The sequence below is a fragment of the Azospirillum baldaniorum genome, from assembly GCF_003119195.2.
Classification (GTDB): domain Bacteria; phylum Pseudomonadota; class Alphaproteobacteria; order Azospirillales; family Azospirillaceae; genus Azospirillum; species Azospirillum baldaniorum.
On record NZ_CP022254.1, the window covers coordinates 357560 to 373076 of the forward strand.

Sequence of the window (15517 nt, forward strand, 5' to 3'; positions counted from 1 at the left end):
ATCCTACAGCCATTTGGTAACAGACTGTAACAGCGGGTATGGGCTGCGGAGCGATTCGGCAATGCTGGACCTAAAGAATTTGGAAGCCTTCGTGTGGATCGCCCGTTTGGGCGGCTTCCGCGCCGCGGCGGGGCGGTTGAACACCACCCAGCCGGCCATCTCCGCCCGCATCGCCCAGCTGGAAAAGGAGCTGGGCGTCCAGCTGTTCAACCGCGGCACGCGGCGGGTCACGCTGACGCTGAAGGGCATGGAGCTGCTGGACCACGCCGAGCGGATGCTGACGCTCCAGGCCGAGCTGGTCCACGCGGTCGCCGAATCGACGACCCTGCGCGGGCTGATCCGGCTTGGCGTGGCGGAGACCATCGTCCACACTTGGCTGAGCCGCCTGATCGAACGGCTGCACAACCGCTTCCCGCTGGTCAGCCTGGAGATCGAGGTCGATACCTCCATCCACCTGCGCAACGGGCTGCTGGCGCACGACCTCGACATCGCCTTCATGCTGGGCCCGGTGGCCGAGCCGGACATGCGCAACGAGGCGCTGAGCAGCTACCCCATGGCCTGGGTGGCCAGCCCGTCGCTGGACCTGCCCTCCGGGCGGCTGGGGCTGGCCGATCTGGCGCGCTACCCGGTCATCACCTTTTCCCGACAGACCAAGCCGTCGGTGGCCATCCAGCAGATGTTCAAGCGGCCCGGCCTGCCGCCGCTGCGCTTCTACGGCAACAGCTCGCTCGCCAGCATCGTGCGGATGACCCTGGACGGCATCGGCATCAGCGCCATCCCGCCCGCGGTGATCGAGCGCGAACTGGCGGAAGGGTTGCTGCGGCTGATCCCGGCGGAGGACCCGCTGCCCGACCTCGACTTCACCATCTGCCACCCGGTGGACAGCGACAACCCGCTGGTGCCCATCGTGGCGGACATGGCGCTGGAAATCGTGCGGGCGCAACGGCACGGGGCGCCCATTGACAGACCATCCACTGATAAACGCCGTTTATCGCAAACGATCCAAAATGAAAATTTGACGGATCGGACGGATGCGTGAACCCTTAGGACACAACAGTTTGGTCACCGAGGTTTTGCCCGCCATGCAGTCCGTGACCCCAAGCACCCCGTTTCCGCCCGATACCGCGTCCGCCGCCCTGCTGGCCCGACTGGCGATCCGCCGGGGGGAGCATCGCGGGCCGACCGCCGGACTGGCGCCGGGCCATGTGCAGGCGAACCTCGCCATCGTTCCCGCCGATGTGGCCCCCGCCTTCGAGCGGTTCTGCCGTGCCAACCCGGTGCCCTGCCCGCTGCTCGCCGTGTCGCAGCCGGGCGACCACCGCTTCGCGGAGCTTGGCGCGGACCTCGACCTGCGCACCGACTTCCCGCGCTACCGCGTCTACCGCGACGGCCGGCTGGCGGAGGAGCCGGAGGACCTGCTGTCCGTCTGGCGCGACGATCTGGTCGCCTTCGCCATCGGCTGCTCCTTCTCCTTCGAGGAGGCGCTGCTCGCCGCCGGCCTGCCGGTCCGCCACATCGAGCGCGGCTGCAACGTGCCGATGTACGTGACCGACCGGGATTGCGTGGCCGTGCCACCCTTCGCCGGGCGCATGGTGGTGTCGATGCGCCCGATGACCCCCGCGCAGGCCGAACGCGCCGCCGCGGTGACCGGGCGCTACGCCGCCGTGCACGGCGCGCCGGTGCACATCGGCGACCCGGCAGCGCTCGGCATCCGCGACCTGTCGCAGCCGGAGTTCGGCGACGCCGTTCCGCTCGCCCCCGGCGAGGTCCCCGTCTTCTGGGCCTGCGGGGTCACCCCACAGGTGGCGCTCGCCGCCGCCCGCCTGCCCTTCGCCATCGCCCACAGCCCCGGCCACATGCTGGTCACCGACCGGCTGAACGCCGAGCTGGAGGGTGTGTCCCCTTCGGTCGCGCAACTTTTTCGATAAGAACAGGGAGCTTCCTCACATGACCGCGATCACCCTGCGGACCCGCCTCGCCGCCGCCGCCTTCGGCATCGGCCTCTGCGCCACCCCGGTCGCGGCCTTCGCCGAGACCTGGGACATGCCGACCCCCTACCCCGACACGAACCTGCACACCATCACGGTGCGCCAGTTCGCCGAGGACGTGAAGGCGGCGACCAACGGCAAGATCCAGATCACCGTCCATTCCAACGGCTCGCTGGTCAAGCATCCGGAGATCAAGCGCGCCGTCCAGTCCGGGCAGGCCCAGATCGGCGAGGTGCTCATCAGCTCCTGGGCGAACGAGGACCCGCTCTACGGCCTCGATTCCGTGCCCTTCCTGGCGACCGACTTCGCCGCATCCAAGAAGCTCTACGAGGCGTCGAAGCCCTATCTGGAGAAGAAGCTGGAGCGTCAGCGCCTGAAGCTTCTCTACTCGATTCCGTGGCCCCCGCAGGGCCTCTACGTGAAGCAGGAGATCGGCTCCGTCGCCGACCTGAAGGGGCAGAAGTTCCGTGCCTACAACCCGGCGACCACCCGCATCGCCGAGCTGGCCGGCGCCGTGCCGACCAAGATCGAGGCCGCCGAGGTGTCGCAGGCCTTCGGCACCGGCATCGTCACCGCGATGATGACCTCCGCCGCCACCGGCGTCGACACCAAGGCGTGGGACTTCGTGAACGTCTATTACGACGTGCAGGCTTGGCTGCCGCGCAACATGGTGTTCGTCAGCACCGAGGTCTGGAAGGGCCTGGACGATGCCACGAAGAAGGCCGTCGAGCAGGCCGCCGCCAAGGCCGAAGCCACCGGCTGGACCGAGTGGGAGAAGAAGACGGCGGAGCTGAACCAGACGCTCTCCGGCAACGGCATGAAGGTGCTGACCCCGTCCCCGGCGATCAAGGACGGCTTCGCCGCCATCGGCAAGACGATGACCGACGAGTGGACCAAGGCCGCCGGCGCCGATGGCGAGGCGATCATTTCGGCCTTCCGGAAGTAAGCGGCGGCGTTTGCCCCCACCCTAACCCTCCCCCGCTAACGCAGGGGAGGGGACTTTCTCCCTCCCCTGCCCAGCGGGGGAGGGCCGGGGTGGGGGCAAAACCTACCCCAAAAAAAGACACTCCCCGCCCGCCCTACCCGGAGGTGGTCGCGCCATGCGCACCGCATTGACCTTCCTTTACCGCGCCGCCGAGATCCTGGGCGCGGTGTTCCTGGTGCTGATCGCCGTGCTGATCGTGTCCCAGGTCTTCGCCCGGCTGGCCAGCCGCATGGTGCCGGGAGCCGACGAGTTGGCCGGCTACTGCATGGCCGCCTCCTTCTTCCTCATGCTCGGTCCGGCGCTGCGCCGCGGCGCGCACATCCGCGTCGGCGTCCTGGTCGACCGGCTGCGCGGCGGCCCCCGGCGTGTCGTGGAACTGGTCTGCCTCGGCTTCGGCACGGCGCTCAGCGGCTATTTCGCGTGGTTCTGGCTGCGCATGACCTACGATTCCTACGATTTCGGCGATCTGGGACAGGGCGTTCTGCCCATCCCACTGTGGATTCCGCAGGCCGCCATGGGCGTCGGGCTGGTGATCCTGGTGATCGCCTTCCTCGACGACCTGCTGGCGGTGATCCAGGGACGCGAGGCGTCCTACCAAAGCGCCGGCATGCAGAGCGAGGGCTGACCGATGGACCAGACGACCGCTTCCATTGTCGTCGTGGTGACGATGCTCCTGATGCTGGGAACCGGCATCTGGGTGGCGCTGGCGCTCGCCGGTGTCGGCTTCGTCGCCATGGCGCTGTTCACCACCCGCCCTGTCGGCATGGTCATGGCGACCAACATCTGGGGCGCCAGCACGAGCTGGACCCTGACCGCCCTGCCCCTGTTCATCTGGATGGGCGAGATCCTGTTCCGAACGCGAATCTCGTCGGACATGTTCAAGGGGCTGGCGCCATGGACGGGCTGGCTGCCCGGACGGCTGATGCACGTCAACATCGTCGGCTGCACGATCTTCGCCGCCGTCTCCGGTTCCTCCGCCGCGACCGCCGCGACCATCGGGCGGATGACCATCCCGGAACTGACCCGTCGCGGCTACGACCCGATGATGATCGTCGGCTCGCTGGCCGGCGCCGGCACGCTGGGCCTGCTGATTCCGCCCTCGATCATCATGATCGTCTATGGCGTGGCGGCGGATGTGTCCATCGCCCGGCTGTTCATCGCCGGCGTCATTCCGGGCATCGTGCTGACCGGCCTGTTCATGCTCTATGTGGGTGGCTGGTCCCTGCTCAATCCCGACCGCGTGCCGCCGCGGGAGGCGCGCCAGAGCCTCATGGAGAAGATACGCGACACCGGGTCGCTGATTCCCGTCATGCTGCTGATCGCCGGCGTGCTCGGCTCCATCTACGCGGGCATCGCCACGCCGACCGAGGCCGCGGGCATCGGCGTCCTGGGATCGCTGCTGCTGGCGCTGGTCACCGGCACGATGAGCTGGGCGACCTTCCGCGACAGCGTGATGGGCGCGGCCCACACCTCCTGCATGATCGGCTTCATCCTGGCTGGGGCGGCCTTCCTGACGGTGGCCATGGGCTACACCGGCATTCCGCGCCTGCTGGCGGAATGGATCACCTCCATGCAGCTCACCACCGCGTCGCTGCTGGTGGTGCTGACGCTGTTCTTCATCGTGATGGGCTGCTTCCTCGACGGCATCTCGATGGTCGTGCTGACCACCTCGGTCATTCTGCCGATGGTGCAGAACGCCGGGATCGACCTTTTGTGGTTCGGCATCTACATCATCATCGTGGTGGAGATGGCCCAGATCACCCCGCCGGTGGGCTTCAACCTGTTCGTCCTGCAGTCGATGACGGGCAAGAACATCTTCACCATTGCCAAGGCCAGCCTGCCCTTCTTCCTGATGATGATCGTCATGGTGGCTCTGCTTTGGATATTCCCGGGCATGGTGTCGTGGCTGCCCTCGCTGATGATCGGGTGAGGAGCGGCATCATGGACGTCCGTTTCACCACGGCGGGCGACACGGCCTTCAACGTGGAGTTCGGCGAGGGCATCGACCGCCCGACCAACGCCCGCGTCATGGCCCTGCACGCCCGGCTGAAGACCGCCGCGCCGCCGGGTCTGGTGGAGACGGTGCCGACCTTCCGCTCGCTCCAGGTGGTCTACGACCCGGCGGTGACCAGCCGCCGGGAGGTCCAGGCTGCGGTCGAGGCGGAACTGGCCCACGCCGGGGACGCGCCGGCCGAAGGCAGCCTGTGGCGGCTGCCCGTCTGCTACGACGCGGAGTTGGGACCGGACCTCGCGGAGCTGTCCGCCTCGCTCGGCCTGTCGGCAGAACGGCTGATCGACCTCCACGGATCGACCGAGTATTTCGTCTACATGCTGGGCTTCATGCCGGGCTTCGCCTACATGGGTGACCTGCCGGCGGAGTTGGAGAAGCCACGGCGCAGCGAGCCGCGGGTCCGCGTGCCGGCGGGCTCCGTCGCCACCGCCGGGCGGCTGACCACGGTCTATCCGTGGGAAAGCCCCGGCGGCTGGCACCTGATCGGGCGCTGCCCGGTTCCGCTCTACGACGGCGCCCGCCCCTCGCCGGTCCTGCTCGCCGCCGGCGACCGGGTGCGGTTCGAGGCGGTGGACCGCGCCCGTTTCGACGCCCTGTCGGCTGAGGCCGCGGCGGGCCGCTTCGATCCCGACACGCTGAGGGCCGCGCCATGAGCGCCCCCTGCCTCACCATCGTCCGGCCGGGGTTGTTCGCCACCATCCAGGACCTCGGCCGCTTCGGCCATCAGGAACTCGGCATGCCGGTGGCCGGCGCGCTGGATCCCATCGCCCTGCGCCTCGCCAACGCGCTGGTCGGCAACCCGGTGGGCACGGCGGGGGTGGAGATCGCCCTGCTTGGGCCCGCTCTGAAGGTGGAGGCCGACGGAGTCCGGGTCGCCGTCGTCGGCCCCATGGCGCTGAGCCTGGAGCGCGAAGGGGAATCGCCCCAAGCGCTGGAACCCCACCGCAGCCACACGCTGGCGCGCGGCGACGTGCTGAAGCTGGGCGCCGTCTCCGGGGCGGCGGTCGCCTATCTGGCAGTGGCCGGCGGCTTCGCTCTGGAACCCTTCCTGGGCAGCCTGTCCACCTACGTGCGCGCCGGCATCGGACCGCTCGGCGGCAAGCCGCTGGGCGACGGGGGGCGCCTGCCGCTCAACCGCAACGACGCCCCGCCGGGCACCGACGTGGAGCTGCCGGAGCCGCCGGACTATGGCAGCGGGCCGGTGCGGGTGGTGCTCGGCCCGCAGGAGGACCGCTTCACGGCGGCGGCGGTGGAGACCTTCCTGTCGGCGACCTACCGCGTCGGCAAGGACGCCGACCGCATGGGCCTGCGGCTCGACGGGCCGACGCTCGCCCACACCGGCTCCGCCGACATTCCGTCGGACGGGCTGGTCACCGGCTCCATCCAGGTGCCGGGCAACGGTCAGCCGATCCTTCTGCTGAACGACCACCAGACGGCGGGCGGCTACGCCAAGATCGCCACGGTGATCTCCGCCGATCTGCCCCGCGTCGGCCGGCTGAGCCCCGGCGGCGCCCTCAGCTTCCGCGCCGTCACGGTGGAGGAGGCGGAGGCCATCCGGCGGCGCCAGGAACAGACCATCGCCGCCTGGGTCCGCGCCATCCGTCCGGTGCGCCCGGCGGGCGGCGTCGATCTGGAGGCGCTCTACGCGGAAAACCTCGTGTCCGGGGTCGTCGACATCGTCAACGGCAACGGCGACATCCTGAACCGAGAAGAGATGTGCGGGAGGGCACCATGACCATCACCGTGAACCTGAACGCCGACCTGGGCGAGGGCTTCGGCGCCTACGACATCGGCGACGACGACTCCATGCTCGGCATCGTCGCGTCCGCCAACATCGCCTGCGGGTTCCATGCGGGCGACCCGCTGGTGATGACGCGGACCGTTCGGAACGCGGTGGCGAAGGGCGTCAGCCTGGGCGCCCACCCCTCCTACCCCGACCTTCAGGGGTTCGGGCGCCGCCCCCTGCGGATGTCGGCGGCGGAGGTCGAGGCGATGGTCGCCTACCAGATCGGCGCGCTGATGGGCATCGCCGCCACCGCCGGCGGTTCGGTCACCCATGTGAAGGCGCACGGCGCGCTGAACAACATGGCGGCGGTGGACGAGGGGCTGGCGCTGGCGATCGGACGGGCAATCAAGGGCGTCGATCCCAACCTGATCTATCTCGCCACCGCCGGGTCGGAAATGGCGCGGGCCGGGCGGACGCTGGGCCTGCCCACGGCGGAGGAGGTCTTCGCCGACCGCGCCTACGACGACAACGGCAACCTCGTGCCGCGCGGCCAGCCCGGCGCGATGGTCCACGACCCGGACGTGGCGGCCGCCAACGTCCTGCGCATGCTGGAGGAGGGCGTGATCCTGTCGGTCACCGGCACGCGCATCCCCTGCACCGTCCATTCCGTCTGCGTCCACGGCGACGAGCCGAGCGCCGTCGCCATGGCGGGCAACCTGCGCCGCACGCTGGAGGCCAAGGGGGTCCGCATCGTCCCCCTTCCGGAATTGCGCGACCGTTTCTAACGGTCGGCGATCATGCGGGCCGCAGCTTCGCCGCCTGGGCGAGGCTGGCGAGCGTGTCCAGGATGACCTGCGGGCTGACCGGTTTGCGCAGCACCACAAGCGGCTGCCAGCGGTCGGAGGTCAGGTCGTCCTCCCCCGCCTCCATCGACAGGAATCCGGTCATCACCAGGATCGGCAGCCCGGCGGCCCTGATCCGAAGCTCGCGGATCAGGGCGCGGCCGTCCATCCGCGGCATGCGCAGATCGGTGATGACGAGGTCGGCGGGGTCGGCGCTGTAGCGCTCCAGCCCCTCCTGCCCGTCCTGGGCCAGGGTCACGCGGTATCCCTTGCGGGACAGGAAATCCTCCAGCGCCATGGCGGCGAGGGATTCGTCCTCGGCCACCAGGACATGCAAAGGAGCGGTGACGGGGTCAGGCATGAGCGCGCTCCACGTCCTGAACGGAGGGATGGGACACCGGCACGGTGATGGTGAAGCCGACGCCGCGGCTTCCGTTCTCGTGGGTCACGTTCGCCGCGTCGATCCGCCCGCCCATGGAATCGATGATGCCATAGCCGATGGACAGGCCGAGGCCAGACCCCTTTCCAACCTCCTTGGTCGTGAAAAAGGGATCGAAGATGCGTGGCAGGATGTCCGAATCGATGCCTCCGCCGTCGTCGGTGATGGTGATGACGGCCCGCCCGGCGGTCATGTCGCAACGCATGTTCACCGCGATCCGCCCGGCGGCGGGTGACCCGTCGGGGTCGGCGCGCCATTCCAGGATGGCGTCGCGCGCGTTGGACAGCAGATTGACCAGCACCTGCTCCAGTTGCAGGGGACGGCCGCGCGTGACGCAGTCGATGGCCGGGACGTCGCTCACGACCTCGATGTTCTCCAAGGCGAACTGGTTGGACACCAGTTCGACGGCGGAGCGGACGCTGGCCGCGGGGTCGAAGCGCTGGGTGGCGCCGTCGCGGCGGCTGAAGGTGCGCATATGGTCGATGATGCGGCCCATGCGCTCCGCCTGTTCCGACATGATGGTCAGCACCTTGTCCAGGCGCGCGGTGTCGGTGTCGCCGTCGCGCAGGCGGGACAGGGCGTTCTCGGCCCAGATCCGGATGATGTTCAGGGGCTGGCTCATCTCATGGGCCATGCCGGCGGCGAGCGTGCCCAGCGTCGCCAGCTTGGAGGTCTGGACCAGCTCCTCCTGAAGCCTCTTGCGGTCGGTGATGTCGCGGGAGCTGCCCAGGATCTGGACCACCCGCCCATCCTCGCCGCGCACCGGCACCAGGACGGTGTGCCACGTGCGCCGCCCGACCGGAAGGTCCAGCGTCTCCTCGTAATCGATCGGGCCACCCACGGCGACGCAGGCGCTGTAGCGTTCGATCACCGCCTCGGCGGTTTCCTGCGGAACGGCCTCGCGGACCAGCCGGCCGCGGATGGTCTCCGGGTCGATCCCCGTCGCCCGCGCGTGGGCGGGGTTCAGCGTGTCGAAGGCGAAATCTCCATCCGGCGTGACCGTGACGACGAACAGCCCCTCCGCCAGATTGTTGAAAAAGCTGGCGTAGCGCAGCTCGGCCTGACGCCGGATCTCGATCTCGCGCTGAAGGGCTCCGTTGGCGTCGGCGAGTTGCGTGGCGCTGGGCAGAGCGAGGGCCTTGGGCATCTGCACCCACAAGGCGACGGCGGTCAGCACCGACACCATCGCCGTCAGCGCCTTGACGATGCCTTCCACGGCGTAGTCGGGGTACCACAAGGTCCACAGACTGAAGAAATGCGTCGTGCCACAGGCCAGAATGAAGGCGGCGAACAGCCAGACGATCCAGGTGAAGGCCACGTCGCGGCGCTTCACGACGAAGTAAAGCAGCGCCACCGGGATCGAATAATAGGACAAGCCAGTCAGCACATCGGACACGATGTGCAGGGTCAGGATCTCCGGACGCCAGAACAGGCACACGCCGTGAGGCAAGTACGCGCTGGTGTCGAAGAAGGCTTCCACGCCACCGAACATGCCGCCCCTCTTTTTCGGTCTCCGGCCACGGTCCAGCCGGGTCCAGAAATTCCGTCGTTTCTCTGATCTCGCCCCGAAACCTTGAAGCACAACGCCTTGCGGCACCATGCCGCGGAGGCTGCATCAGCGAACGCTACTCGAATCAGAGGGGCGGAGCAACACGCGGAACGCGATGCCAGCCAATGGTCAGCGCGTTCCGCATGGTTCTGGATGCGCGTTACGCCGCGGTGTGCACCTTGCGGTTTTGCTCGCGGGTCTTCAGGAAGCGCAGGGCCGGGAAATCCTCCTGCGTGCGGTTCAGGTGCCAGGCGTTGCGGGCCAGGAACACCAGCGCCCCGTCATGGTCCTCCGCCGCCGCCGAACGGTTGAGGTCGAGGAACTTCTTGAGCTGGTCCTCGTCGTCCGTCTCGATCCAGCGGGCGGCGTCCACCCCCGCCCCTTCGAAGCGGGCGGCGAGGCCGTATTCCGCCTCGATGCGGGCGGCCAGCACCTCGAACTGAAGTTGACCGACCACGCCGACCACCCAGTCCGCCCCGGTCAGCGGCTTGAACACCTGGGAGGCGCCCTCCTCCGCGAAATGCTCCAGCGCCTTGCGCAGGTGCTTCACGCGCATCGGGTCTTCCAGCCGGACGCGCTGCAGCAATTCCGGCGCGAAGCTCGGCACGCCGGTGAAGCGCAGGTCCTCGCCCTCGGTCAGCGTGTCGCCGATGCGCAAGCTGCCATGGTTGGGGATGCCCATGATGTCGCCGGGCCACGCCTCTTCCGCCAGCTCGCGGTCGCGGGCCAGGAACAGCACGGCGTTGTTGACCGCCATCAGCTTGCCCGAACGGACATGCTTCAGCTTGGCCCCGCGCTTGAACTTGCCGGAGCAGATGCGCACGAAGGCGATGCGGTCGCGGTGGTTGGGGTCCATGTTGGCCTGGACCTTGAACACGAAGCCGCTGAACTTGCCCTCGTCCGGCTGCACCGAGCGCTGCTCCGCCGGCTGCGGGCGCGGCGGCGGGGCGTTCTCGGCGAGGCCCTGGAGAAGCTCGCGCACGCCGAAGTTGTTGATCGCCGAGCCGAAATAGATCGGGGTCAGGTGGCCGGCGCGGTAGGCCTCCAGGTCGAAGGGCGGCATCAGCCCGCGGGCCATCTCCACCTCCTCGCGCAGCTTCGCCACGGCGTGGGCCGGCAGAAGCTCGTCGAGGCGCGGGTCGTCGAGGCCGTTGCATTCGATGCCGTCGTCGATCTCATCGCCCTTGGTGCGATCCATCAGGATCAGGCGGTCGCGGATCAGGTCGTAGCAGCCCAGGAAGTCGCGACCCATGCCGATGGGCCAGCTCGCCGGGGTGACCTCCAGCGCCAGCGAACTTTCAATCTCGGAAATGAGGTCGAAGGGGTCGCGGGCCTCGCGGTCCATCTTGTTGCAGAAGGTGATGATCGGCACATCGCGCAGGCGGCAGACCTCGAACAGCTTCAAGGTCTGGCTCTCGATGCCCTTCGCGCCGTCGATCACCATGACGGCGCTGTCCACCGCGGTCAGCGTCCGGTAGGTGTCCTCCGAGAAGTCCTCGTGGCCCGGCGTGTCCAGCAGGTTGAAGGTGCGCCCTTCGTAATCGAAGGTCATGACGGAGGCGGTCACGGAGATGCCGCGCTCGCGCTCCACCTTCATCCAGTCCGACTTGGCGCGGCGCTGCTCGCCGCGGGCCTTCACGGCGCCGGCCATCTGAATGGCGCCGCCGAACAGCAGCAGCTTTTCGGTGAGGGTGGTCTTGCCGGCGTCGGGGTGCGCGATGATCGCGAAGGTTCGACGCCGGGAAACAGCGTCCAGAAGCTCGGACATGCGCGTTCCCGTAACTCAGCGGTGCAGACAACGGCGAAGAGGGCCGGGAGGCGGAACGCCCCACGGCCCTCTTCGTTCGGACGTATAGATAGCAGCGAAGACCGGCCCATTCCAGCCTTCATCCCTCCCACCGAAAGGAAGGAAGGATGAAGGATTCCGGTGTGCCTTACAGGCTCAGCTCGGCGATCTGCACGGCGTTCAGCGCCGCACCCTTCAGCAGCTGGTCGCCGCAGACGAACAGGTCCAGGCCATGGTCGCCGAAGATCAGGCTGGTGCGGATGCGGCCCACCTCGACGTCGAACTGGCCGGTGGCGTTCAGCGGCATCGGGTAGACGCCGTCCGCCGGCACGTCCTTCACCACCACGCCCGGCGCGTCGGCCAGGACGGCGCGGGCGGCGTCCGGGGTGACCGGGGACAGCGTCTCGACCGTGATCGCCTCGGAGTGGGCGCGGTAGGTCGGGATGCGCACCGCCGTGCAGCTCACCGGCAGGTCCGGGATCTCCAGGATCTTCCGGGTCTCCCAGGTCACCTTCATCTCCTCCTTCGTGTAGCCGTTCTCCTGGAAGGCGTCGATCTGGGGGATCAGGTTGAAGGGGATCGGGTGGCGGAACACGCTGTTGACGACCGGCTTGCCGTCGAGCTGGTTGCGGGTCTGCTCCTCAAGCTCGGCCATGCCCTCCGCACCGGCGCCACTGGTCGCCTGATAGGTGGAGACGATCACGCGCTTCAGGCCGAAGGCCTTGTGCAGCGGGCCGAGCGCCACGACGGCGATGGCGGTCGTGCAGTTGGGATTCGCGATCAGCTTGGCATCGCCCATGGCGTGGGCGTTGATCTCGGGAACGATCAGCGGGACGTTGTCGTCGTAGCGGAAGGCCGAGGAGTTGTCGATCACCAGCGCCCCGCCCGCGGCGATGGCCGGCGCGTGCTCCTTGGCAAAATCACCGGACACGGCGAGCAGGACGATGTCGTAACCCTTCACCTTCTCGACGTCGAACGCCACGAGGGTCTTCTCGCCGAACGGGGTCTCGACGGTCCGGCCGGCGCTGCGCTCCGACGCGAACAGGCCGAGTTCCGCAACCGGGAACGAACGGCGGTGAAGAACATCGACCATCTCGCGGCCGACGGCGCCCGTGGCACCAACGATGGCAACGCGGCGGGGAGAAGGGGAAGAGGTGCTCATGGGTGTGGTCCGTCCTTTGGTCTTGCCCGGATCGAGCGTGGACGGCGGCCCCAGATGCACCAAGGCCCCGTCCGTGTCCGGCGGGGCCTTCGTGGTGGGTGAAGCGTCTTACTCGATCAACGCACGCCACCGTCCGACGGCCCGCCGGAGCGGGTCGTTTTGGTAGTGGTGGTGGTGATGGCGAGCGAGCGATTCATAACTTGCTAGATAAACGAAAGGCGCGGGGCTTGTAAAGCGCCCGCGCCTTCGCGCCGCAATTTTTGTCAGGCTCCGGACAAGACCGCGTCAGGTCTCGGTTTCGGCGGGATGCTCCGGCTTCACGGGATGCACGTCCCAGATCTCCGTCGCGTACTCCATGATGGTGCGGTCGGAGGAGAACCAGCCCATGTTGGCCGTGTTCAGGATGGCCTTGCGCGTCCATTCCTCCTGGTCACGGTAGAGGTCCATCGCCGCCTGCTGCGCCTGGCAATAGTCGGAGAAGTCCGCCGTCACCAGGAAATGGTCGCCACCGTCGGTCAGCGCCTGGAGGATCGGGTGGTAGCGGTGGGGATCGTCCGGCGAGAAGACGCCGGTGGAGATCATGTCCAGCGCCCGCTTCAGGCTGGGGTTCGACGCGATGACGTCGCGCGGGTTGAAGCCGCCGCTGGCCCGCAGGTCGTTCACCTCCTCGGCGGTCAGGCCGAAGATGAAGATGTTGTCATCGCCCACATGCTCGCGGATCTCGACGTTGGCGCCGTCCAGCGTGCCGATGGTCAGCGCGCCGTTGAGCGCCAGCTTCATGTTGCCGGTGCCCGACGCCTCCATGCCCGCGGTGGAGATCTGCTCCGACAGGTCGGCCGCCGGCATGATGATCTCCGCCGCGGTGACGTTGTAGTTCGGCAGCAGCACGATCTTCAGGTTGTCGTGCACCGACGGGTCATGGTTCACCACCTTCGCCACATCGTTGATGAGCTTGATGATGAGCTTGGCCATGTGATAGCTCGGCGCCGCCTTGCCGGCGAAGATCTTGGTCACCGGCACCCAGGACACGGTCGGGTTGTCGCGCATCTCGTTGTACAGCGCGATCGCCTGGAGGATGTTCAGGAGCTGCCGCTTGTACTCGTGCATGCGCTTGACCTGCACGTCGAACAGGCTGTCGACCTGCACGTCCACCCCGGTCTGGCGCGCGATGTAGGCGGCCAGCCGCTTCTTGTTCTTGCGCTTGGCGCGGCGGAACTCCTCGCGGAAGACCAGATCGTCGGCCTTCTCGGCCAGCGCGCTGATCTGGCTGAGGTCCTTGATCCAGCCGTTGCCGATGCGGCTGGTGATCAGCGCGGCCAGCGGCTGGTTCGCCTGATGCAGCCAGCGGCGCGGGGTGATGCCGTTGGTCTTGTTGTTGATGCGCTCCGGGAACTCCGCGTGGAAGTCGGCGAAGACGGTCTGCTTCATCAGCTCGGTGTGCAGGGCCGACACGCCGTTGACCTTGTGCGAGCCGAGGAAGGCCAGATTGCCCATGCGCACCCGGCGGTCGCCGCGCTCGTCGATCAGCGACAGGCGGGACAGCCGCCCGTTGTCGCCCGCCGCCCGCGCCTTGGAGCGGTTGAGGAACTTGGCGTTGATCTCGTAGATGATCTGCATGTGGCGCGGCAGCACGCGCTCCATCATGCGCACCGGCCACGCCTCCAGCGCCTCCGGAAGCAGCGTGTGGTTGGTGTAGGAGAAGGTCGCGCGGGTGATGTCCCACGCCTTGTCCCAGGTCACGCCGTGCTGGTCCACCAGCAGCCGCATCAGCTCGGCGATGCCGATGGCCGGGTGCGTGTCGTTGAGCTGGATCGCCGCCTTGTCCGGCAGGCTGTCGAAGTTGGAATGATGCTGCAGATAGCGGCGCAGGATGTCCTGCAGCGAGGCGGAGGTGAAGAAATACTCCTGCTTCAGCCGCAACTCCTTGCCGCCCTCCGTCGCGTCGTTCGGGTAGAGGACGCGGCTGAGGTTTTCGGTCAGCACCTTCTGCTCGACCGCCTTCATGTAGGCGCCGTCGTTGAAGTGGCCGAAGTTGAAGTCGCGGGTGGCGCGGGCCGACCACAGGCGCAGCGTGTTGATCGTGTCGCCGCCGTAGCCAACCACCGGCGTGTCGTAGGCCATGGCCAGCACGCGCTCGGCGTCGACCCAGCGGTAGGCGCGCTCGCCCACCGAATCCCGGAACTCCTCGACGCGGCCATAGAACTGTACGGGGTACAGCACCTCCGGACGCGGGAATTCCCACGGGTTGCCGAATTGCAGCCACTGCTCCGGATACTCGACCTGCCAGCCATGCTCGAAGCGCTGCTCGAACAGGCCGAACTCGTAGCGGATGCCGTAGCCGTAGCCGGGCAGCGCTTCCGACGCCATGCTGTCGAGGAAGCAGGCGGCCAGACGGCCGAGGCCGCCGTTGCCGAGTGCCGCGTCCGGCTCAGCCTCCACCACGTCGTCGAGGTTCAGGCCGATGCGGTCGAGCGCCTGACGGCACTGGTCGGTGATGCCGAGGTTGGCGAGGCTGTTGGTCAGCAAGCGGCCGATCAGGAATTCCAGCGATAGGTAGTAAACGCGCTTGGCGTCCTGCTGGTAATAGGTCCGCGTCGTGTCCATCCAGCGGTCCACGAGGCGGTCGCGCACGGCGAGCGCAACGGTGTGGAACCAGTCGCGCCGGGTCGCCGCCCGCGCGTCCTTGCCGACGGAATAAACCAGCCACTCCAGAAACGAGCGCTTCAGCCCGTCGACATCCAGACTGCGGCGTTCGATCTCGCGGGACTTATACCGAGCGTCCATGTCTTGACTTTCTTCTTTCCAGGGCCAACTGGAGCGGCGGTTATTCAGCCGGTCTTCCATCGGCGGCAGTTTCCGGGGTCCATGGTTAAGCAACGTTTAAGTCGCTGCGCCAACCAGTCGAATAGGCCTGCCGAATTGGCTAGGCCGTTCGTCCAGAGCAACAGCCAAGACTTGCCCTTGTGCCACACGCGCTGTGCCAAAATGGAAACCATCCCCGCGGCGCACCGAAGCTCGGTAATCGCTGC

The 15517-nt window shown here is 67.8% G+C and carries 13 protein-coding genes; 8 read left to right on the plus strand and 5 right to left on the minus strand.

Going from position 1 to position 15517, the window contains the following annotated elements:
- Positions 1-61 precede the first annotated feature (61 nt).
- The 8 genes from Sp245p_RS15980 to Sp245p_RS16015 all read left to right on the plus strand — a co-directional run bounded on the left by Sp245p_RS15980 (position 62) and on the right by Sp245p_RS16015 (position 7495).
- Positions 62-1039, plus strand: a complete 978-nt coding sequence (locus Sp245p_RS15980; protein WP_014197100.1) for a LysR family transcriptional regulator — start codon at positions 62-64, stop codon at positions 1037-1039.
- 43 nt (positions 1040-1082) lie between these two features.
- Positions 1083-1928 carry a putative hydro-lyase gene (locus tag Sp245p_RS15985; protein WP_014197101.1) on the plus strand — a complete coding sequence of 282 codons (846 nt, stop codon included), beginning with the start codon at positions 1083-1085 and terminating at the stop codon, positions 1926-1928.
- A gap of 19 nt (positions 1929-1947) precedes the next feature.
- The gene (locus Sp245p_RS15990; protein ID WP_014197102.1) at positions 1948-2934 is read left to right on the plus strand and encodes a TRAP transporter substrate-binding protein; all 987 of its coding nucleotides are present in this window, start codon (positions 1948-1950) and stop codon (positions 2932-2934) included.
- A gap of 154 nt (positions 2935-3088) precedes the next feature.
- Complete coding sequence (locus Sp245p_RS15995) at positions 3089-3598, plus strand: TRAP transporter small permease (RefSeq protein WP_014197103.1); 510 nt, start codon at positions 3089-3091, stop codon at positions 3596-3598.
- A gap of 3 nt (positions 3599-3601) precedes the next feature.
- Positions 3602-4903, plus strand: a complete 1302-nt coding sequence (locus Sp245p_RS16000) for a TRAP transporter large permease (RefSeq protein WP_014197104.1) — start codon at positions 3602-3604, stop codon at positions 4901-4903.
- An 11-nt stretch (positions 4904-4914) separates the two neighbouring features.
- The gene (gene pxpB, locus Sp245p_RS16005; RefSeq protein WP_109138676.1) at positions 4915-5637 is read left to right on the plus strand and encodes a 5-oxoprolinase subunit PxpB; all 723 of its coding nucleotides are present in this window, start codon (positions 4915-4917) and stop codon (positions 5635-5637) included.
- Entirely contained in the window at positions 5634-6719 is a 1086-nt protein-coding gene (locus tag Sp245p_RS16010) for a 5-oxoprolinase subunit C family protein (RefSeq protein ID WP_109138677.1), read from the plus strand. Before pxpB ends, Sp245p_RS16010 begins: the two co-directional genes overlap by 4 nt.
- Positions 6716-7495 carry a LamB/YcsF family protein gene (locus Sp245p_RS16015; RefSeq protein WP_041812509.1) on the plus strand — a complete coding sequence of 260 codons (780 nt, stop codon included), beginning with the start codon at positions 6716-6718 and terminating at the stop codon, positions 7493-7495. Before Sp245p_RS16010 ends, Sp245p_RS16015 begins: the two co-directional genes overlap by 4 nt.
- Positions 7496-7505: 10 nt before the next feature.
- Here Sp245p_RS16015 and Sp245p_RS16020 read toward each other — a convergent pair whose 3' ends face one another.
- The 5 genes from Sp245p_RS16020 to Sp245p_RS16040 all read right to left on the minus strand — a co-directional run bounded on the left by Sp245p_RS16020 (position 7506) and on the right by Sp245p_RS16040 (position 15272).
- On the minus strand, positions 7506-7913 hold the full coding sequence (locus tag Sp245p_RS16020) for a response regulator (protein ID WP_041812246.1): 408 nt from the start codon (positions 7911-7913) through the stop codon (positions 7506-7508).
- The gene (locus Sp245p_RS16025) at positions 7906-9483 is read right to left on the minus strand and encodes a sensor histidine kinase (protein WP_014197108.1); all 1578 of its coding nucleotides are present in this window, start codon (positions 9481-9483) and stop codon (positions 7906-7908) included. The genes Sp245p_RS16020 and Sp245p_RS16025 overlap by 8 nt, the downstream gene beginning before the upstream one ends.
- A 217-nt stretch (positions 9484-9700) precedes the next feature.
- Positions 9701-11308, minus strand: coding sequence for a peptide chain release factor 3 (locus Sp245p_RS16030; RefSeq protein ID WP_014197109.1), 1608 nt, complete (start codon positions 11306-11308; stop codon positions 9701-9703).
- A 166-nt stretch (positions 11309-11474) separates the two neighbouring features.
- Positions 11475-12488, minus strand: a complete 1014-nt coding sequence (locus Sp245p_RS16035) for an aspartate-semialdehyde dehydrogenase (RefSeq protein WP_014197111.1) — start codon at positions 12486-12488, stop codon at positions 11475-11477.
- Positions 12489-12773: 285 nt separating this feature from the next.
- Positions 12774-15272, minus strand: coding sequence for a glycogen/starch/alpha-glucan phosphorylase (locus Sp245p_RS16040; RefSeq protein ID WP_014197112.1), 2499 nt, complete (start codon positions 15270-15272; stop codon positions 12774-12776).
- Between the last annotated feature and the right edge of the window lie 245 nt (positions 15273-15517).

Excerpts from the sequence above, each read along its gene's own strand:
- Sp245p_RS15980 (WP_014197100.1), top strand. The coding sequence starts at position 62 with ATGCTGGACCTAAAGAATTTGGAAGCCTTCGTGTGGATCGCCCGTTTG.
- Sp245p_RS15985 (WP_014197101.1), top strand. The coding sequence starts at position 1,083 with ATGCAGTCCGTGACCCCAAGCACCCCGTTTCCGCCCGATACCGCGTCC.
- Sp245p_RS15990 (WP_014197102.1), top strand. The coding sequence starts at position 1,948 with ATGACCGCGATCACCCTGCGGACCCGCCTCGCCGCCGCCGCCTTCGGC.
- Sp245p_RS15995 (WP_014197103.1), top strand. The coding sequence starts at position 3,089 with ATGCGCACCGCATTGACCTTCCTTTACCGCGCCGCCGAGATCCTGGGC.
- Sp245p_RS16000 (WP_014197104.1), top strand. The coding sequence starts at position 3,602 with ATGGACCAGACGACCGCTTCCATTGTCGTCGTGGTGACGATGCTCCTG.
- pxpB (WP_109138676.1), top strand. The coding sequence starts at position 4,915 with ATGGACGTCCGTTTCACCACGGCGGGCGACACGGCCTTCAACGTGGAG.
- Sp245p_RS16010 (WP_109138677.1), top strand. The coding sequence starts at position 5,634 with ATGAGCGCCCCCTGCCTCACCATCGTCCGGCCGGGGTTGTTCGCCACC.
- Sp245p_RS16015 (WP_041812509.1), top strand. The coding sequence starts at position 6,716 with ATGACCATCACCGTGAACCTGAACGCCGACCTGGGCGAGGGCTTCGGC.
- Sp245p_RS16020 (WP_041812246.1), bottom strand. The coding sequence starts at position 7,913 with ATGCCTGACCCCGTCACCGCTCCTTTGCATGTCCTGGTGGCCGAGGAC.
- Sp245p_RS16025 (WP_014197108.1), bottom strand. The coding sequence starts at position 9,483 with ATGTTCGGTGGCGTGGAAGCCTTCTTCGACACCAGCGCGTACTTGCCT.
- Sp245p_RS16030 (WP_014197109.1), bottom strand. The coding sequence starts at position 11,308 with ATGTCCGAGCTTCTGGACGCTGTTTCCCGGCGTCGAACCTTCGCGATC.
- Sp245p_RS16035 (WP_014197111.1), bottom strand. The coding sequence starts at position 12,488 with ATGAGCACCTCTTCCCCTTCTCCCCGCCGCGTTGCCATCGTTGGTGCC.
- Sp245p_RS16040 (WP_014197112.1), bottom strand. The coding sequence starts at position 15,272 with ATGGACGCTCGGTATAAGTCCCGCGAGATCGAACGCCGCAGTCTGGAT.